Below are 18,716 nucleotides of genomic sequence, written 5' to 3' on the forward strand. Positions count from 1 at the left end.
GAAAAATGTAGATTTTTGCGAATTGGATGCAAAATTAAAATTCCCCTTTCCTTAAAGTTAAGAAAAGGGGAATTTTTATAATGTTCTTTATTAAAATAGTCGCTTATATGGGCGCTGTAGGAAGACTGAAGCCGACAAAAAATGTAGTGCCTTGGAAACTTGTTTCAACCTTAATGTCGGCCTGATGCCTGTGGGCAATTCTGTAGCACATTGGCAATCCTAAGCCTGTTCCGTTGTCCTTGGTAGTCAAAAACGGTGTACCCAAATTGTTGAGTATATGCTCCGGGACACCAGAGCCTTGATCACTCACTGACAAAATAACCTTGTTTTTGTCCATGAAAGTTCGTATATTGAGGCTTCCGCCTGATGACATAGCCTCCAAGCCGTTGCGGACCAGATTTAGCAATAGTTGGCGGATTTCATTTTCATCTAAATATAGTTCGGGTATCTCGTCAAGGTCATGAGTTATGTCTATCGCTGAAGCGATTGCGTCGGCTTGCATCAATGGAAACAGTGATTTGACAATACTATTAAGACAGCAACATTTCAGATCAGATCGTTTATCTTTTGCCAAGCAAAGATATTCCCGGATAATTGTGTTGGTTCTGTCAAGTTCTTGGATCATCAACTCAAATCTATCCTGGTAATGGGAAAACTCCTTTTTGCTGACCAACAACTGCAAGTAGCCGCGGACCGTAGTCATTGGGTTCCGGATTTCATGGGCGACGCTGGCGGCCATTTCGCCTACCGTGTTTAGTCTATCAACTCGGGAGGCAATTTGCTCCAGGTGCTTACGGGAGGTGATATCGCGAATGTTGCCTTCTAAAACCTGAATTTTACCATCGTTGGCGTAAATTGGCACACAGGTTTGTTCAATCCAAATCATACGTTGGTCTTTTCGGATTAAACGAAAGCTAAGTGGAAAAGTATCAGTAGAAGACTTATTATTAAAAAAATGATAAAATTGCGAGGAATCATCCGGATGTATCAAATTGAACAGGAGTTTCGCATCAGCATAATATTCCTCGGGAGTATATCCGGTAATCGGAAAAACGGCCGGGCTGACATATTCGAATTTTGCCTCTGGAAGTAATCGATAGCGGTAAATGATGTCGGCGGAATTTTCTGCCAATAACCGATATTGCGCTTCTTTACTAACCAAATCTGCTCTGGTTTTTTCGAAATACACCAACAAAGTACTCATTGCGATAAGCAGCCTTAGTATGCTATCGATAAAGTAACCCCAAGGTGCAAACCATGCTACATCGATCAAAAATGGCATATCTAAAGAGTGAAGACCCCATAAGATAAATGTAGATCCAAGTATTTGTTTGCTAATTCGATTTAATTTAAGTTGACGCATGAAGGTTATGCTTAACCAGATACCGGTGATTCCAGCGAACCAGGCAGGCGGCAAAAGTTTATACGCAATGGGCAATTGTATAATTGTGAATATGAAGGTTAATAGCGAAGCGCCCAACCCACTATATATCCACCATTTCACTAGCGGCTTGTCGATAAAGAGATGAATGCTCCATATGAATACTATAAGTGCACTAAATGTTAGCATTTGATAAATAGTAAACCATGCTATGGATTGCATCCAATCTAACATCCCAGAATCAAAAAGAACAGTTCGCAAAAGCAGGAATCCCCAGCTTACTATCCAGTAACCAATATAGCGTTCACGATATAGGGCGTATAAATAGACAAAAATTAGTATCATTAAAGTGGTCACTATTATCGTACCGAATATTGACATGGTGAAAAAATTCATTCTCTCGCATCCTCTACAGATAATTCAGATATTAAACATTGTTCTTTTCCACATGCAAATGAAATATCCTCCTATTTTGTGAAATTTTGTAATGTTTTACGTCCTTTGTGTCAAATACTGCTTTGAAGTTAACGGTTAGCTAGGCGTGGGCTTCGATTTTAATAACCCTGATTTTTTCGATGTCGACAATGGCCTCAACTCTTGCGTAATGTATGGTTGCGGCTGTTTGATTTGTGGGAAGCCTTAGCTTGGCTTAAAACAACTGAAAGCACTTCCGAAACTTCCCTTTTGTATGAAGCAGGATTATCACACTATTTTCGATAAGTATATACAAAAAGAAACAGAAATTGCGGAGAGTTTACTATGTTCTTCAATGGATATGTTATGATCCAGCATTTATGGCTGGAGTTGTCGGCCCTACTCGTGTTTATTTTTATTTTGAACCGCAGCAAGGTGTTTCGCCAATCGGTAATGCATGATAACGCGTCGCTGTTTGGGAAGCTCTTAATGTCCATCGCTTTTGGTATGATCGGAGTTTTTGGCACGTATTGGGGCATACCGGTGGTCAACGGTATGCCTGATATCAATGCCTTCGGCAATACGTTTAATACGTATTTGGGGAGTACGCATATCGACGGTATTGCCAATACAAGAGCCGTCGGTGTGATCGTAGGAGGCTTAATTGGCGGACCCGTTGTAGGGACTGTTGCTGGGCTTATCGCCGGCGCTCACCGTATTCTTGCCTTGGCGACGTTTTCTTCTGTTGTAAGCGGTGGTATTACCCTTGCTCAGGGAATTGTGGCAGGGATGATCCACCAGCAGATTAAAAACAAGAAAGAGCAATGGCGGTATGGTATGGTTGTCGGGCTCGTATTGGAAGCGCTGCATATGTTGTTTCTGTATATGCTCGGAGATCCAGCCGACAGGGCGGTACGCCTGGTTTACGCTATTACTCCCGCCATGCTGATCACCAATTCAATTGGGGTTGCAGCTTTTATCGGAATTTTAGAAGCCGGTTATCGGGAAAAAGAGAGAACTGAGGCGCTGGCTGCAAAAATTGCCTTAAATATTGCCAATAAAACAATGTCCTTTCTCCGGGCCGGTCTAAACGAGCAATCAGCTCATGAAGCAGCCAACATTATTTATCAAACTGTCGATCAGCTTGGCGCCGTAGCCATTACCTCTAGGGAACGGGTGTTGGCATTTGTCGGAGCGAGCAAGATTATTAACGACAATCACGCGATTACGGAATCGATTGCTCAAGTGCTTGAAACCGGCGAGTACGGCGTTTATCAAAAAAAAGAGGACATTGGTTGCTCAGATAATGCCTGCCCTTTGGCCTCACAGGTAATTGTACCGCTGAAGGATGACGGTAAGGTTGTTGGTTCTTTAGTCCTTTATCGGCTGAGTGAAAACAGCATATCTCTGTTCGAGACAGAATTGGCCTGCGGTTTAGCGAAATTAATATCGACTCAAATCGAAATCAGCAAAGGAGAAAGGCAGGCAAAACTGCTGGCCAGTGCGGAGGTAAAAGCATTGCAGGCTCAAATCAACCCGCACTTTCTATTTAACGCGTTGAATACGATTGGCTATTACTGCCGGAAACAGCCGGAGACCGCAAAACGTTTAATCTTTCATCTTGGGAATTATTATCGCAGCAATTTGGCCGGAAATGATACATTTGTCACATTGCGCAAAGAGATTCAATGTGTAGATGACTATGTTAAAATTGAGATGGCAAGATTTGAAGGCAGGTTGACAGTAGATTATCAGATTGAACCAGAATGTGATGCTGTAGTGCCACCCTTGATTTTGCAGCCGCTGGTTGAAAACGCGATCAAGCACGGAATCAACCCCAAAGAAGATGGGGGAAATATCCGGATTATTGGAAAACACAAGGATGGGATTGTCGAATTAACGGTCGAAGATGATGGGGTTGGGATTAATCCGGACCTGATCAGCAAAGTACTGGAGTATGATCCAAGCCGAAAATCGATTGGACTTTCCAACGTCCATAGTCGATTAATTTCAATATATGGACCGGACAATGGGCTGCGCATTGAAAGCAAGGAAAATGTCGGGACAAGGATCTCGTTGATGATTCCTCAAGAAAGGAGACTATAAATGCCGTTAAAAGTTCTTATTGTCGATGACGAATATCCTGCTCGCCAGGAGTTGAGGTGCATCTTTGAAGAGATTGGCAACATCGAAGTTGTCGGTGAATGCCGAAGCGGTGAAGAAGCCTATCGAACGATGCTTGAATCTGACGTTGATGCCGTGTTTCTTGACATACAAATGCGAACGATGGATGATGGGCTGGTTGTTGCTGAAAAAATCACGAAGCTGTCTCGTAAGCCCAAGATTGTTTTCACAACTGGTTTCAGTGAGTTTGCAGTACAAGCTTTTGAACTTGAGGCGGTGGACTATGTATTAAAACCGTATTCAAGAGAACGGTTGGAATTGACGATAGAAAGGCTGACAAGAGAGGAAAAAGCGGCTGTGCCAATGAATCAGCCTTCAATCTCCGACCGAGGGCGATCGCCAGATCAAGTGAGAGTATCTGTATGGCACAATGATCGGCTGCTTGTACTTCTGCCGTCGGAAATTTTCTTTGTCAGAGCAGAGCTAAAACGAAGAACATTACTGTGCACGGAAAAGGGAGATTTTATGAGCACTATGCCCTTAAAAGCTGTGCAAGAGCGACTCGCGAACTGTGGATTCTTTAGGACTCATAAAAGCTTTTTGGTTAATATGAGTAAAGTTCGGGAAATTGTCCCTTGGTTTAATGACACCTATATTCTATCATTAGAAGGCTGCTCGGTGCAGGACATACCGGTAGCCAAGCATTTCATCCAAGAATTTAAAAGAGCAATGGGCATCTAGTTGAATAAGTGATTTTAGGGAACAAAAAACGGGCCTTTGAGGCTCGTTTTTTGTTATCTTGCAGCGATTATTAGTATTTTCCCTGCTAAATAGCTTATTATGATTATAGCGAACCGATATTGAAATATTTAGTTATTTTACAGAGAGAAGGAGTAGTTGTTTATGAAACCTTTGCAGGGAATTCGCGTATTGGATTTGAGCCGGGTGTTAGCTGGTCCGTATTGCACTATGATGTTAGCTGACTACGGTGCGGATGTTATAAAAATTGAGCCACCGAAAGTCGGTGACGATTCACGTGCCTATGGCCCGTTTATCGGCAAAGAAAGCGCTTACTTTATGAGCCTTAACCGGAATAAGCGGTCAATGGTTCTGAATTTCAAACGCCAGGAAGATTGTGATCTTTTCAAAGAAATGGTCAAGCAAGCGGATGTGGTTGTTGAAAACTATCGCCCTGGAACGATGGAGAAATTTGGACTTGGCTATGAAGAATTGCAGAAAATCAAACCAAACCTGATTTATGCTGCTTGCTCAGGCTTTGGCCAGACTGGCCCATATGTGCATAAACCTGCCTATGATATCATTGTACAAGCAATGGGCGGTATCATGAGCGTCACTGGTCCGGAAGGCGGCGAACCGACACGGGTCGGCGCATCGGTTGGCGATATTATTGCCGGACTGTTCACCGCCATTGGCGTTATGATGGCCCTTCACCATCTTGAACGTACCGGTGAAGGCCAGAAAGTTGATGTCGGTATGCTCGACTGCCAGGTAGCAGTGCTCGAAAACGCAATTTCCCGTTATTTGGTTAGCGGCGAAGTACCTCAGCCGATTGGCAACCGCCATCCGTCCATCACCCCGTTTGCAGCCTATACGGCAAAAGACGGTCATATCATTGTCGGCGCTGGCAATGATCGTTTGTGGGAAAAGCTCTGCAATCTTCTCGAACGTACTGATCTGATGGCAGATGAACGTTTTAACACCAACTTAAAGCGGACTCAGCATGTAAACGAACTTAAAGTTATTCTCGATGCTGTTTTCAAGGTTAAGACGATTGATCAATGGATGGAAGCATTGGAAACAGCAGGAGTTCCATGCGCGCCAATCAACACTGTTGACAAAGTCATTAATGATCCGCAGATCAAAGCCCGTGAAATGATCGTAGAACTTGAACATCCGATTGCTGGTCATATGAAAGTTCCTGGAGTGCCGATCAAGTTCTCGGCAACACCTGGTTCGGTTGACACCCCGGCACCGCTCTTGGGTCAGCATACAGAGGAAATCCTAAAAGAGATGCTAGGATGGGATGAATCAAAGACCAGAGAATTCTTTAGCGCTAAGTAGAAATAGTGATAATGCTAAAATAATATAAACACCAAAATATGAAGATGTTTGGCAAACTTATCGAAAGATAAGGACGCAAAGCCGTGGGTCTAAGGGAGTTTTCCTATGATTGCCAGGTTGCCATTGCATAAAATAAGACCAGGCATTGGCCTGGTCTTATTTTATGCTGAGATTGAAATTTTTGAGGTGGTGCAACGCAGACAATCCCTGAATGCTTAGAACTGCTGTTACCGTTTGGAGTTTATAGCAATGAATAATAAAAGCGTTCAAACTCCATTAGTAACCCAAGTATCTGACCAGATAAAGGAAATCTCTACTGCTATTGAACAGATGGCTATCGGCAGCCAACAAATTGTCACAGCAGTGAATCAGATTGATAACTTGAGTAAAAAGGCATCTGGAGAAGCCGAGACAGTATCGGCAGCCACCGAGGAGCAGTCGGCATCAATGGAAGAAATCGCCTCCTCCAGCCAGAGCCTTGCCCGCTTGGCGATGGACCTCCGGGAAGCTGTTAGTAAATTTCGGGTTTAATTTTGATCGGAGAAATCAAGTAATAAATAAAACAAATCAAGCGCCACGAGGTAACTCGTGGCGCTTGATTTTTAAGGAAAACAATGGTTATCTGGGAACTGGCAGTTAAGTTGAGACATTGGTAGTGAAAAGGAACGTGATAAAAGGGCATTGATATCTATTGCTGATAATATATATAGGTTGCAGGCACCGTGCTAGTTTGACGATTGCTTTTGCAAAAAAAGGGATTTATAAAATTGTATGGAATTATTTGGAATATAATATTTGGAGGGATGCAAGTGAAACATTATATCAAGTCTAAGTTATTGCTTTTGATGGGTGTTTTCATTATATTTATTGGTTGTAGTCTTCCACAACCAGTCGCGGCAGCAGATAATGGTTTGAAGTACACGATTGTTGTATCGAAATTTGAAAATCGATCTAACTGGTCAGGTCAATTCAGTCTAGGCGATGCATGGGGTGCTGTTTTGACAGATATTCTTAATCAGTCTGGAAGGTTTATCGTACTTGCTGAGAATGATATGCGTCAGGAAGCGATGAGTGAACGCAACTCTAATCCTCATGCAATTCCGGCGCAGCTCTTAGTAAAAGGAGTTATAACCCATGTACAAAATACGGGAGGCCAAGCCGGTGGCATTGGTATCCATGGTCTTTATCTTGGTGGTACTAACTCGAAGTCTGAGATCAACATAACTATGTATGTTGTTGAGGCCGGTACCGGGCAAGTGTTAGCCTCTAAGAGTGTTGTCGGCAAAGCAGTAAAAGGCGGTATGGTTGTTGGCGGTCGTGGCGCTGTCTTTGGCAATTATGGTGCGGAAAATCTGGGGAAGGCTGTTGAAAATGCCGCTACCCAAGGCGTGGATTGGATGATAACACAATTACCCAAGATTAGATGGACTGGTACTGTGGTTATGAATAATAATGGCAACATTTATATTAATCGAGGCAATCGTGAAGGTATTATTAACGGTCAAGAATTTATAGTCGGTTCCTTTGAAGTATTGAGAGATCCAACTACCGGTGAAGTACTTGATGAAATGGTAACAGAAACGGCGCGGATTCGCGTAGTATCTGTTAAGGAGAAGATTTCTATCTGTGAAGTAATTTCCGGTAGCGCTGATAGTATCCAGCAAGGCATGAGAGTAACTTTGCCCTAAAAGAACGGACGTAGCCTACCTTTTTTGTGGCACCTTAGAGTGGAGTCCCATTTTACATTGACTTATGAAGGCGGCAATCCCGTGACCTAAAGTAGGTCGCGGGATTTTCTTAATATCTTGGATTATTCCGAACGGCCTCCCTGTTTGAATCAGGTCGAGAATTCACGAGAACTCTTGAAGGAGTTTATTGCTTGGTGAGGAAGGTAGAATATAGTACAGTACGGGAAGGTGAATTTTATGAGTGCTACAAACAATAAAAGCCATCGGTCTAGCTTGCAGCAAATTGCACGCCAGGCGATGCTGGAACGAGGGCTTCTTCCCGATTTCTCTTCTGAGGCTATTGCCGAGCTTAAGGGAATCCGAGAAACTGTCCCCAGTGTGGATGAATCGATGCGAGATCTCAAACAGCTTTTATGGTGTTCCATCGATAACGATGATTCAACCGATTTGGATCAACTTACCGTTGCTATTGAGATGCCTGAAGGCGCCACAAAGATTCTTATTGCCATCGCCGATGTTGATGCATTTGTTAAGCAGTCGTCAGCAATTGATAATCATGCCAGTCATAACACCACATCAGTTTATACCGTGGCGGTGATATTTCCGATGTTGCCAGAGCAGCTCTCAACTGATATTACTTCCTTGAATTTTGGCGAAGATCGTCTGGCCATCATCGTGGAACTCGTAGTCGCCGACGATGGCTCGCTACAAAGCTCAGATATTTATCAAGCGATAGTTTGTAATCATGCAAAGCTTGCTTACAACAGTGTTGCCGATTGGCTGGAGGGCAATGGACCAATGCCAGAGGCGGTCAGTGCAGTTGCCGGGCTTGCTGAAAACCTTATGTTGCAAAATCGTGTGGCTCAAAGATTGAAATTGCTTCGGCACATGCACGGTGCACTGGACTTTGAAACGATAGAAGCCAAGCCGATATTTGTTAATGATGAGATAAAGGACTTAGCAGAAGAAAAGAGGAATAGCGCTAAAGATATTATTGAGGACCTAATGATCGCAGCTAACGGTGTAACCGCACGTTATCTTGCCGCTAAGAGATTTCCGTCAATACGGCGTGTTGTTCGCACCCCTAAACGCTGGGATCGAATCGTCGAGCTTGCTCGTGAGCGGGGCTTTATACTGCCCAGGGACCCTGATTCTAAGGCGTTAAATGACTTCTTAGCGCTAGCAAAGGCCGTTGATCCGAGTCGCTTCCCCGATCTTTCCCTTAGTGTGATCAAGCTATTAGGCTTTGGAGAATACGTTGTCGAGCTTCCTGGTGACAGCTCTGCCGGGCACTTTGGTCTTGCAGTCAAAGATTATGCTCATTCTACAGCCCCCAATCGTCGGTATCCTGATTTGATCACGCAACGGCTGTTGAAAGCAGCAATTTCGGGCGGCCCCATTCCCTATGACACTGATGAACTGGTAGCGCTCGCCAAGCACTGCACAGAAGCAGAGAATGCCGCAAAAAAAGTTGAACGGCAGATAGAAAAATCCGCTGCCGCCCTGCTTCTGGAATCTAGGATTGGAGAAACATTTGATGCGATCGTTACCGGCGTAGCAGATAAAGGGACGTGGGTTCGCTTATTACATCCGCCTGTGGAAGGAAGACTGTCGGCTAACTTTACCGGTGTGGATGTTGGTCAAAGACTCCGCGTGCAGTTGATTTACACAGATGTAGAACGGGGATATATTGATTTTAAGAAGATGCCCTGATTGACGGATAATTATTATTACTTGAAAATAAACATCTTTGGTAGTAATATTATGATAAGTTTACTAACAATTCAGCAGGAAAATGCATAAAGACAAATAACGTATTTAATGTCAAATTATTATGATAAGGTCATAAAGGAAGGGGTCTGATTATGCGTTGCGTTCATAAGATTACACCGCAGATCTTCTGGGTAGGCGGCAACGATAGACGTTTGGAACGGTTTGAAAATATGTTTCCACTGCCAAATGGGGTAGCCTATAACTCCTATTTGATTATGGATGAAAAAACTGCGCTCATGGATACAGTAGATTCTTCGATCAGCGCTCTATTCTTGGAAAACTTGACCCATGTGTTGAATGGGCGAAAGCTGGACTACCTGATTATTAATCACATGGAGCCGGATCACTGTGCCAACATTGAAGAATTATTGCATCGTTATCCCGATATGAAGATCGTCGGCAACAAAAACACCTTTCAGTTTATTGAGCAGTTTTACAGCTTTGAGACAAAAGAAAATTATTTTGAGGTAAAAGAAGGCGATGAGCTTTCATTAGGTGGCCATACGCTCCAGTTTATCTTTGCCCCCATGGTGCATTGGCCTGAGGTAATGTTTACCTATGAACAAAAAGAAAAGATCCTGTTTTCGGCAGATGCCTTCGGTTCCTTTGGCGCAATCTCCGGCAATTTGTTCAGTGATCAGACTGATTTTGAATCCGTATATTTAGACGAAGCTAGACGCTATTATACAAATATTGTCGGAAAATACGGGGACCAAGTGCAGGCAGTGCTGAAAAAAGCCGCAAGTTTGGACATCCGGATGATATGCTCGCTGCACGGACCGGTTTGGCGCGAGTCCTTACCCTATATTCTTGATAAATATGACCATTGGAGCAAATATGAGCCAGAGAAACAGGGCGTAGTCCTGGTATACGCCTCTATGTATGGCAATACGGAAAATGTCATGAATCTGATCGCCGGAAAACTAGCGGAAAAAGGCGTTGAGGATATGCGCATGTACGATGTATCCAAGACTCATCCGTCATATATCATAGCCGACGCCTGGAAGTTCAGCCATATTGTCCTTGGCGCGCCTACTTATAACATGGGCCTCTACTATGGCATGCAAGCCTTCTTGCATGAAATGGCAGCGCTACGGTTGCGCAACCGGAAGGTAGCGGTGGTCGGAAATCACACTTGGGCCAACATGGCAACCAAGAGTATGCTCTGTGAATTAGAGAAAATGAAAAATATGGAGATTATCGGTGCGCCGTTTGATATTAAATCTTCGATGAAAGCTCATCAAGAACCAGAACTCAACAAATTGGTAGATGATATTTACGCATCGTTATGATATACTAAAACTGTAGTTTCTATTGCGAAAGTGAATAAGAAGAAGCTTTCTAGGGTTCCGTGGCATTATAATGTCAGACTGGTCCGAGAGGAAGCGCACAGCAAGCTGTGTACACGGAAGGATAAAAGCCTGGGAGTATTTATGTGCTTCTCCAGGCTTTTGCTTTTTTAAATGTCTGGAGATAAATCGTCCGTTGTGGCGCTATTGCCGCTAGTGGCGAATGTCGCCCGAGGGCTAAGCGCTAACCCCACTAGCCGCACTAGCCCCACGATGACGACGGAGTAAGAACAACAGGCAACAGGACTGCCCACAATGTGACCTGGGGGTTAAAGCGGTAAAGGGAGGAGAACGGCAGCGAAAACGCGAAGGGCGCTATGCGCCTTCGTGAAGGCATCCTGTCTTTTGTCGTCGTCGATAGTGGCGCTCGTGCCGTTTGTGCTATCGTACTCAGTACTTTCCCAAAAGACTACGCGTATCAATTTCCTCTGTGTCCTCATTACCCCTCTGTGCCTCTGTGGAATGGTGCCCCGTACTTCCCAAAGAAAAATAGCGTGTTTTGGAGGTGATTTGCATGTATCAATTCATAATAGAAAATAAATGGGCTGTTTTGTTAGTTTTCGAGTTTTTTGCTTGGTCTGCAACAATCTTTATGTTCTATGCAAGGTATAAGATGAAATCGCAGTTCTGGTTTAAAGTAGCTTCGGTGATATTAGTACTTACAGGTGTTATTCCGCAAGTTCTCTTGGGAGTGGTAAACTTTTCTGCAACAAAAGAAATGGATTTGTTTACGCTTATTATTATTTTGCTGATTGTCTATGGATTTACTATCGGCAAAAAACATGTTCAGGAGTTGGACGCCTGGGTACAAAAGAAATTTTCCGGTAATTCTTATTAGCAATATCCCACATCGTGCGTCAGGGACGCCTTTACAGATCGGACCGCGTAAGACAACGCTGTTCCGACAGGAATACCTCAATTTGGGCAAAAATCAAACTGCATTTAGTATTATTGGATTCCGATCAAGGGGACGCAGTCAGGGTTAGATCTCACTGCAGTGAGATCTAACCCTGACTGTTTATATTCATTAGACAAAAAAATCCGGTATTTCTTTTTAGCGAACTCTCTGAGTATATTGCGGGGTTACAGATTGACAGATCGAAGAGTATACGATAAACTTGATAATGAAAATCGTTATCAATGAGAGGTGAAACTTCGTGTCAGTTGTGGTTATAGGCGGCGATCATTTAGGGCATATCGAAAGGAAACTTTATGAACGAGGGGTTAGCAAGTTAATCCATGTTTCCGGCAGGAAAAAATCTGACAACAGACGGGTGGTCTTGAATAGCCAGACTGCTGCAGTTCTTATCTTTACCGACTATATTAACCATAACTTGATGGAAGAAGTAAAATCCCAGGCGCGCTGTCTTGATATACCTGTGATCTTCTCCAAGCGTTCCTGGTCTGCCGTTGAGCAGAAGTTGGCAGTAGGAGGATTAATGAATGCCTGATGTCGGGAGGTGTGTTCCGGGTTGTAGTAAACAGGAGATAAATCGCTTTATGGAGTGGCTGGCTACGGAGCTTGCTCCTACGATCTTGGGTAGCAAACCGGCAACCGTATTGTCTTTCAGGGATTCTGCTTATCAAGCTACACTTGCGATTTGGCGACAGCATGGGTGCGAGGTACTTAAAAATACACTCGTTCAATTTCTGCCTTTGCGTTATGGCCCTAATCTTGAGATAGTGCTATTTTACCGAATAGATGTTCTGGAAAAATGTATAACAGACGATCTACATATTTGCTTTCTTAGAGAGCTAGGCTATCCGGTAGATGAAGGTGTGGACAAATGCCTGGCTTTGCTACACGAACGGTTTAGCCATAGTTGTCCGCATGAAGTCGGCGTGTTGCTAGGGATACCCTTGAAAGATGTTTTAGGCTTCATGGATAGGACGGATTTGCAGTTAACCTGCCGCAAGGAGTGGTGCGTATATGGCAATCCGGACGCATCGCTGGCAGTAATGGGGAATTTCGCTGGTGACAAATCCTTTGTCTCCTGTCTGATTGCAAGGGGGGCGAATCCCTACGAGATTCTGTCTGGAAGATCTGCATTGTTGGGCAATATAGCATAGATATACTGTAAGAAGACTCTTGACTGCCAGCCAAGAGCCTTCTTAATTTATTAGCCTGCGATGTGGTTTGTTTCCTGCTTGTAAAGAGGGAATAGTACTGGATAAAAAGAACTATCTATAACTACCCTTGCTAGCGCGTGTCATGGTATTTTAACTCTCATACATTCGACAAATGAGAGAATGGTGTCAGCTAGGAATCTGGAGGTGCCGGGCTGTGAATCAAGTTTTTGTATATGGTACACTACTGCAAGGGATGGAGAATTACCACCTTATAGCGGGCTTTGTCAGCACGATCAGACCCGCCGTCATCAACGGTGGAACAATATATCATCTGGAATTCGGATATCCGGCCTTGGTTCTAACTAATGATCAGAATCAGGTGCATGGTGAGATTATTGAGCTTGTGGATATGGAACAGGCATTACTGGTTCTTGACAACTTGGAGGGGTATCTTGGTGAGAATTGTCCGGATAATCTGTATGACCGGGTGATTTGCCGGGCTTTCGATGAAAACGGCAGACCTGCCGACACTTATGTCTATGTATGGTCTCACCCAGACCAACTTAAAGAGATCGGTCAATTGCTCAGAGACGGATGCTGGCGCTCTTTTATAGCACAGCGATGACGAGTTAGCTATTTCCTATCTCTTAGATTTGGGATTAAGCGAAGAAAATATATGGAGGAAAATGAGTGAACAAGACTCAATCGACAATCACTGCTTATAATCATAATGTAAACGCATACTCGGCAAAATTTATGGACTACGAGCCCTATTCTAACCATGTTATTGAGTTTGCAAAAATAATTGATGCGGATGCAAAGGTCTTAGATATTGGTTGTGGTCCGGGCAATGTGGCGAAACAACTATTCGCAGCAAAGCCTATGCAGATAACCGGGGTTGACCTTTCGGAGGAAATGGTAAAATTGGCACGTTCTAACGTTCCCGCCGGTGACTTTTATACTCAAGATATTCGTAAATTAGATTTTCCTAGAGATCACTTTAATGCAATTGTGATGTCTTTTTGTATTGTTCACTTGAGTGACGAAGAGTCGTATAGACTGCTTGCAAATGCAATTAACTGGCTATATCCAGGCGGAATTTTATATCTTAGTTTCATGGAAGGTAAAAAGGCAGGATTTGAGACGACTAGTTTCTCTGAAGAGCCAATTTACTTTAATTATTTCAAAGGAAACGTAATAGAGAAGTTCTTGGTGTCTAATGGAATCACTATATTGCAGATGGTTCGACAGAATTATAATGAGCTAGACGGTAGTGTGACTACGGATATTTTTATTTTCGGCAAAAAAGACTAAATGTTTGCTAGTAGGTAATTTTTGAGAGAAAGCTGTTTTCGATTTGGGGTCGTCCCCTAATGTTTAATGTCCGATGTTTAATATAAAAGGACGATCGTTTATTTGGAGAATACAACTGTTTGACGAAACCGAGTATTCATAGTATAATAAAGTATACATTGTTATAACCTACTGACGATTAATGACAATACTATACAGTATTTTAACCGCCACGGGATATAGGTGACTGGTGTGATATTCACACTCGCCGGCATGCGCCGAATATCCAGACGTAGGAGGTTTTTTTATGGGAAAAAATAGATTTGAGACAAGTTGTGCAAATGATAATAATACAAGTGCATTCTTGAAAAAATGTCCGGAATCCTTGGATAAGGCGTTTTATTAGTCAGATGTGAAGAGGAGGAATTATGAGACTATATCATTTTACAACCGAGGAAAATTTGGAACAGATATTGGAAAGCGGCTATCTTAACCAGTCAGGCGGAGGCCTTGTATGGCTAACGAAAAACAAAGAGCTTGAAGCGCAGGAATGGTCTGGCGGAAGTAATGCTACAGTCAGAATAAGCGTTTCACTTCTCAATATATCGCATTTTGGCAGGAATGCACCGCCGCAAAAACTGGTACAAGGCGCGGTGGATTGGTATACAACAGAAAAAGCCATACCACGAAAGCTATGGGTTGATGTTGAATCGCTCCAGAATGGTCAGTGGCGCATTTACAAGGGGCTAAGCTATAAAAATAGGAAAATTAAATGACCACGTCATTGTAAGCAAGTTATGGCTTTAGACAATGCGTCGTCGACATCATTGGGAAGGCATGATCGTGCTTTGTAGAAATTTCCGTTTCAGATTATCAACGTGTAAAAACGGATCGCTCTGATGGTACAATAAGACCTTAACCCTTGCTTAATGCAGGGGTTGAGGTCTTTTATCTTTGTTAGGGAGATATTATTATGATATAGCTAAACGAAAAAAACCTTGCAGGACTTTCGCTTATTATGGTAAATAAACATAAATATAGACTTGCTTCAGGTGGAGTTTTAACTCCATCGCATTAGACGCAGCAAAATTATTGACGACTATGTAGGAAAATACTTAATAACTGTTTTTGAAAGGTCAGGTAGAATGAATAACTATATCCAAAAGGGAACTCCGCAGTATTGGAGGGCCATTTCGGCTTTGTTTCTGGGGACTCTTGCTTCGTTTGGTATTATGTATTGCACACAACCCCTAATTCCAATTTTTTCAAAAGAGTTTGGTCTGAATCCTTCTGTAGCTAGCTTAGCCATGTCTGTTACAAGTGGTGGACTGGCTATATCCATGTTAGTTATTGCCGGCTTAGCTGGTTTTTTAGATCGAAAATTAACAATGGCAGTTTCTTTATTAGGATCGGCTATTTTGGCAGTGGCTTCTGCTTTTAGCAACGACTTTACTACGATCCTTATTTGTCGAGCTTTTCAAGGTGTATTGGTAGCAGGGTTTCCTGCGTTGGCAATGGCTTATATTAATGAAGAATTTGAGCCTGGGATTACAGGCTTCGTCATTGGAATTTATATTAGCGGAACATCAATCGGCGGTTTATCCTCACGCCTTCTTGTTAGTACTCTGACCGATTTTTTCTCGTGGAAGATCGCGCTGGTATGCATAGGAATTTTGTACCTTACCATCAGTATCTGGTTTTGTTTTGGTATTCCTAAATCTAAACATTTTTTGCCACAGAAACATTTGCCGCAGCATATGGTCAGTGATTTATTGCAAAACTTGCGTAGCCCAGTAACACTTCGACTATATTTGATTGCATTTGCAATAATGGGGTCTTTTTCGGCTGTTTACAATTATATCGGCTACTCGTTGATGGCTCCGCCCTATAATCTTAGCCAAACGGCTGTCGGTGGATTATTTTTACTCTATTTGCTGGGTACCTTTAGTTCAACCTTTATGGGAGGTATGGCTGACCGGTTTGGCAGTGCAAGTATTCTATGCTTGTCAATGGCGATTATGTTAGTTGGCGGCATTGTTACATTGATGGCTAGCTTGGCCTTCAAAATAATTGGACTTGCTATATTTACGTTCGGCTTTTTTGGCAGTCATTCTACAGCCACTGGCTGGGTAGGTAAATCTTGCTTAGGGGATAAGGCACAGGCAGCTTCTTTGTATCTGCTCTTCTATTATTTTGGAGCCAGCGTTATCGGAACTGTAGGCGGGCTGTTTTTATCCTCTTATGGCTGGCCAGGCGTAATTCTTCTTAGCGGATTTATTTCAGGAGTGGCTCTGCTGCTTTCCATCAGGCTGCTAACTACTGAAACACACCGTGCTATGCCAGAATGTGTAGAATCATAGAATTATCTGTGAATACTTGGAAAAGGCAAGGATCTCCCATTACGTAGCTGCTGCTTATGGCGACGACTTTATTGCGATCCTTATCAGACACTCTGTTATTATGGAAGGCATAGTATATGAAGAGAAGAAAGATTGTGGCCGCAGACTGGGGCGGCATCAACAATAGGAGGTATTATGGAGGAAAGAAAGAAAAATAAAAATGAACTCTGCGGATGCTGCCGTCTGATCTTTACTCCGATTCCCGCGAATCGTCCTCCCTCAATAGACGCATCTTTCTGGGCACAGGCGACAGCGATGGGAGAAGTTTGCGGAGAAACTGAGGCAGGGCATATTGAAATATCGGCTCAGGGCTTAATCCCATTAGGCGTATACACTCTCTGGTTTTTAACAGATAGAGGACCCTTTCCCGCCGCTCCGCTGGACGCTAATTTTACCGCTGACGGATTTGATCCGAATAGATTGGTCGTCAATGGAAATGGGATTTTGAATTACTACATTGCGCCTCTAGATTACAACCCTTTCCGCGGGATACCAATCCCAGGCGGCATCGCCAATATTCAAAGCGTAGTAATAACGTATCATAGCAATCGAACAACAAATGGCTTGTCGCAAGGAACCATCAATGTAAACGCCTTTGATCAGCTGATAGCGCCATTTTGCCTTCCTCGTTAAATAGCAGATTCAGATGTAAGAAAATACCCATAACCACCATTGAATGGAGGTCATGGGTATTTTTAATCGGCTGCTCTCCCCTAAGTTTATCAACACACTGGAGGCGCAATGATCTCCTCGCGCTTAGTGGAGCAGCAGGGTCATATCAAACCACTGAGATCCACCGTGCGTTGATTCTGAGACTCCATTATTCACATAGCCAAAAGACTCGTAGTAATGCACTAAATGTTCCTTGCATGTTAAGAGGACACTTTGCCGGCCAGTATCTTTGGCTGTCTGAATAAAATGTTTCATTAACTGAGCCGCAATGCCCTGATTACGGTATTGCGGAATGACATCAAGCCCAAAGACGGTTAAGTTCTTACCATCCGGTATATGGTGACGCGTATTATGGAATAGTTCATCATAGATAACGGCGCTGTTAGTGATACAGCCGTTGATAAATCCAGCCAGGGTTCCATCTATTTCAGCGACAAAGAAGCAGTCGGGGAAAGCGGCAATCCTCTCCTTAAACACTTCTTGTTGGGCAGCTTCTGCCGCAGGGAAACAAAGTGCCTCTATTTCAGCTATGCGTTCTACATCTTCCGGCCGAACTCTGCGGATCGTTATTTCTCTCATCTGGTTGTCCTCCCTTGATATGACATAGTACAGATTAGCGCAACATTCATTATACCACAACGACCCTTTCTTGAACTTATAGCTTTCCTCTAATAGAGGGAAGACATTTAGAATATATTGTTTCGTTGTCAGCTTTTAGCAGGGGATTGCACTTGATGGAACGAAAATAGCCATGACCAATGTTGCTTAGCAGTAGGTCATGGCTATTTTTACATGACTAGAAAAGGTGGTTTGTGCAACGTAATGAATAATGGATTTTCACAGGTGGGTGATAAAGTGGCAATAAACAATAAGAAGCGAGTAGTCGTCGGGATAAGCGGCGCTAGCGGTGCGATATTAGGTATCGAATTATTAAAGATACTGCGAGAAAACCCAGACTATGAAACTCATCTTGTGATTTCGCGAGGTGCTGAAGAAACGATACTGCAAGAGACCAAATACACGGTGGTTGAAGTAATGGATCTAGCAGATAAGGTCTATGACATCAATAATATTGGTGCCAGCTTAGCAAGTGGTACGTTTAAAACCGAAGGCATGATCATTATTCCTTGTAGTATGAAGACAGTTGCAGGCATTGCCTGTGGTTACTCAGATAATCTGCTGCTACGAGCTGCAGATGTTACCATTAAAGAACGCCGACGACTGGTAGTGGTAACCAGAGAATGCCCGCTCAGTGCAATTCATTTAAGAAACATGCTGACTCTAGCGGAAGTAGGCGCGCTGATTATGCCGCCTATGGTCAGCTACTATAATAAAGCGGCCAGTATAGAAGATATGAACAGGCAGATTATTGGCAGGATTCTTGAAAAGTTTAGCATTGAAGTCAAGGGCTTTAACCGATGGTGTGAATGATGATAGTTGATCGTAAAAGAAGGCCAGTCTTGCATAACTT

The 18,716-nt window shown here is 43.2% G+C and carries 17 protein-coding genes, 1 pseudogene and 2 riboswitches; of the genes and pseudogenes, 16 read left to right on the plus strand and 2 right to left on the minus strand.

What is annotated here, in order from left to right; genetic code table 11:
* Positions 1–103: 103 nt before the first annotated feature.
* Positions 104–1,777: an ATP-binding protein gene (locus AXX12_RS00050; RefSeq protein ID WP_066236530.1), complete on the minus strand. Its 1,674-nt coding sequence runs from the start codon at positions 1,775–1,777 to the stop codon at positions 104–106.
* A 363-nt stretch (positions 1,778–2,140) separates the two neighbouring features.
* Here AXX12_RS00050 and AXX12_RS00055 point away from each other — a divergent pair, with 363 nt between their 5' ends.
* The 15 genes and pseudogenes from AXX12_RS00055 to AXX12_RS00125 all read left to right on the plus strand — a co-directional run bounded on the left by AXX12_RS00055 (position 2,141) and on the right by AXX12_RS00125 (position 17,206).
* A complete protein-coding gene (locus tag AXX12_RS00055; protein WP_066236532.1) occupies positions 2,141–3,901 on the plus strand; it encodes a LytS/YhcK type 5TM receptor domain-containing protein in 1,761 nt (586 codons plus the stop codon).
* Complete coding sequence (locus tag AXX12_RS00060) at positions 3,902–4,660, plus strand: LytR/AlgR family response regulator transcription factor (RefSeq protein WP_066236534.1); 759 nt, start codon at positions 3,902–3,904, stop codon at positions 4,658–4,660. It begins immediately after the preceding gene.
* 162 nt (positions 4,661–4,822) lie between these two features.
* Positions 4,823–6,001: a CaiB/BaiF CoA transferase family protein gene (locus tag AXX12_RS00065; RefSeq protein WP_066236536.1), complete on the plus strand. Its 1,179-nt coding sequence runs from the start codon at positions 4,823–4,825 to the stop codon at positions 5,999–6,001.
* 40 nt (positions 6,002–6,041) lie between these two features.
* A riboswitch (cyclic di-GMP riboswitch) is annotated at positions 6,042–6,126 on the plus strand.
* A gap of 151 nt (positions 6,127–6,277) precedes the next feature.
* Positions 6,278–6,532, plus strand: a pseudogene (locus tag AXX12_RS00070) (methyl-accepting chemotaxis protein); the annotation flags it as partial.
* A 278-nt stretch (positions 6,533–6,810) separates the two neighbouring features.
* Positions 6,811–7,689 carry a CsgG/HfaB family protein gene (locus AXX12_RS00075; protein ID WP_066236540.1) on the plus strand — a complete coding sequence of 293 codons (879 nt, stop codon included), beginning with the start codon at positions 6,811–6,813 and terminating at the stop codon, positions 7,687–7,689.
* 237 nt (positions 7,690–7,926) lie between these two features.
* Complete coding sequence (locus tag AXX12_RS00080) at positions 7,927–9,402, plus strand: RNB domain-containing ribonuclease (protein WP_066236542.1); 1,476 nt, start codon at positions 7,927–7,929, stop codon at positions 9,400–9,402.
* Positions 9,403–9,554: 152 nt separating this feature from the next.
* On the plus strand, positions 9,555–10,754 hold the full coding sequence (locus AXX12_RS00085; RefSeq protein WP_066236543.1) for an FprA family A-type flavoprotein: 1,200 nt from the start codon (positions 9,555–9,557) through the stop codon (positions 10,752–10,754).
* 38 nt (positions 10,755–10,792) lie between these two features.
* Positions 10,793–10,892, plus strand: a riboswitch (guanidine-I (ykkC/yxkD leader).
* Positions 10,893–11,325: 433 nt separating this feature from the next.
* Complete coding sequence (locus AXX12_RS00090) at positions 11,326–11,649, plus strand: hypothetical protein (RefSeq protein ID WP_066236545.1); 324 nt, start codon at positions 11,326–11,328, stop codon at positions 11,647–11,649.
* Between the two features lie 319 nt (positions 11,650–11,968).
* Positions 11,969–12,262, plus strand: coding sequence for a DUF2325 domain-containing protein (locus AXX12_RS00095; protein WP_066236547.1), 294 nt, complete (start codon positions 11,969–11,971; stop codon positions 12,260–12,262).
* Complete coding sequence (locus tag AXX12_RS00100) at positions 12,255–12,881, plus strand: DUF3793 family protein (protein WP_066236549.1); 627 nt, start codon at positions 12,255–12,257, stop codon at positions 12,879–12,881. The genes AXX12_RS00095 and AXX12_RS00100 overlap by 8 nt, the downstream gene beginning before the upstream one ends.
* Before the next feature lie 214 nt (positions 12,882–13,095).
* Positions 13,096–13,506 carry a gamma-glutamylcyclotransferase family protein gene (locus tag AXX12_RS00105; RefSeq protein WP_197470595.1) on the plus strand — a complete coding sequence of 137 codons (411 nt, stop codon included), beginning with the start codon at positions 13,096–13,098 and terminating at the stop codon, positions 13,504–13,506.
* A 65-nt stretch (positions 13,507–13,571) separates the two neighbouring features.
* Positions 13,572–14,195, plus strand: coding sequence for a class I SAM-dependent methyltransferase (locus tag AXX12_RS00110; protein ID WP_074431311.1), 624 nt, complete (start codon positions 13,572–13,574; stop codon positions 14,193–14,195).
* Positions 14,196–14,602: 407 nt separating this feature from the next.
* On the plus strand, positions 14,603–14,950 hold the full coding sequence (locus tag AXX12_RS00115) for a hypothetical protein (RefSeq protein WP_066236553.1): 348 nt from the start codon (positions 14,603–14,605) through the stop codon (positions 14,948–14,950).
* A 369-nt stretch (positions 14,951–15,319) separates the two neighbouring features.
* On the plus strand, positions 15,320–16,534 hold the full coding sequence (locus AXX12_RS00120) for an MFS transporter (protein ID WP_066236554.1): 1,215 nt from the start codon (positions 15,320–15,322) through the stop codon (positions 16,532–16,534).
* 174 nt (positions 16,535–16,708) lie between these two features.
* The gene (locus AXX12_RS00125; protein ID WP_066236556.1) at positions 16,709–17,206 is read left to right on the plus strand and encodes a hypothetical protein; all 498 of its coding nucleotides are present in this window, start codon (positions 16,709–16,711) and stop codon (positions 17,204–17,206) included.
* A 123-nt stretch (positions 17,207–17,329) separates the two neighbouring features.
* On the opposite strand, the gene AXX12_RS00130 is transcribed toward AXX12_RS00125, so the two are convergent.
* The gene (locus AXX12_RS00130) at positions 17,330–17,824 is read right to left on the minus strand and encodes a GNAT family N-acetyltransferase (protein ID WP_066236558.1); all 495 of its coding nucleotides are present in this window, start codon (positions 17,822–17,824) and stop codon (positions 17,330–17,332) included.
* Positions 17,825–18,067: 243 nt separating this feature from the next.
* Between AXX12_RS00130 and AXX12_RS00135 the strand changes: the two genes are divergently transcribed.
* Entirely contained in the window at positions 18,068–18,676 is a 609-nt protein-coding gene (locus tag AXX12_RS00135; RefSeq protein ID WP_066236559.1) for a UbiX family flavin prenyltransferase, read from the plus strand.
* Positions 18,677–18,716: the final 40 nt, after the last annotated feature.

It is taken from the genome of Anaerosporomusa subterranea (assembly GCF_001611555.1).
GTDB lineage: Bacteria > Bacillota > Negativicutes > Sporomusales > Acetonemataceae > Anaerosporomusa > Anaerosporomusa subterranea.

Coding starts and splice junctions, on each gene's coding strand:
- AXX12_RS00085 (WP_066236543.1), top strand. CDS start 9,555: ATGCGTTGCGTTCATAAGATTACACCGCAGATCTTCTGGGTAGGCGGC.
- AXX12_RS00125 (WP_066236556.1), top strand. CDS start 16,709: ATGGAGGAAAGAAAGAAAAATAAAAATGAACTCTGCGGATGCTGCCGT.
- AXX12_RS00130 (WP_066236558.1), bottom strand. CDS start 17,824: ATGAGAGAAATAACGATCCGCAGAGTTCGGCCGGAAGATGTAGAACGC.
- AXX12_RS00090 (WP_066236545.1), top strand. CDS start 11,326: ATGTATCAATTCATAATAGAAAATAAATGGGCTGTTTTGTTAGTTTTC.
- AXX12_RS00055 (WP_066236532.1), top strand. CDS start 2,141: ATGTTCTTCAATGGATATGTTATGATCCAGCATTTATGGCTGGAGTTG.
- AXX12_RS00050 (WP_066236530.1), bottom strand. CDS start 1,777: ATGAATTTTTTCACCATGTCAATATTCGGTACGATAATAGTGACCACT.
- AXX12_RS00135 (WP_066236559.1), top strand. CDS start 18,068: ATGAATAATGGATTTTCACAGGTGGGTGATAAAGTGGCAATAAACAAT.
- AXX12_RS00120 (WP_066236554.1), top strand. CDS start 15,320: ATGAATAACTATATCCAAAAGGGAACTCCGCAGTATTGGAGGGCCATT.
- AXX12_RS00100 (WP_066236549.1), top strand. CDS start 12,255: ATGCCTGATGTCGGGAGGTGTGTTCCGGGTTGTAGTAAACAGGAGATA.
- AXX12_RS00065 (WP_066236536.1), top strand. CDS start 4,823: ATGAAACCTTTGCAGGGAATTCGCGTATTGGATTTGAGCCGGGTGTTA.
- AXX12_RS00080 (WP_066236542.1), top strand. CDS start 7,927: ATGAGTGCTACAAACAATAAAAGCCATCGGTCTAGCTTGCAGCAAATT.
- AXX12_RS00060 (WP_066236534.1), top strand. CDS start 3,902: ATGCCGTTAAAAGTTCTTATTGTCGATGACGAATATCCTGCTCGCCAG.
- AXX12_RS00115 (WP_066236553.1), top strand. CDS start 14,603: ATGAGACTATATCATTTTACAACCGAGGAAAATTTGGAACAGATATTG.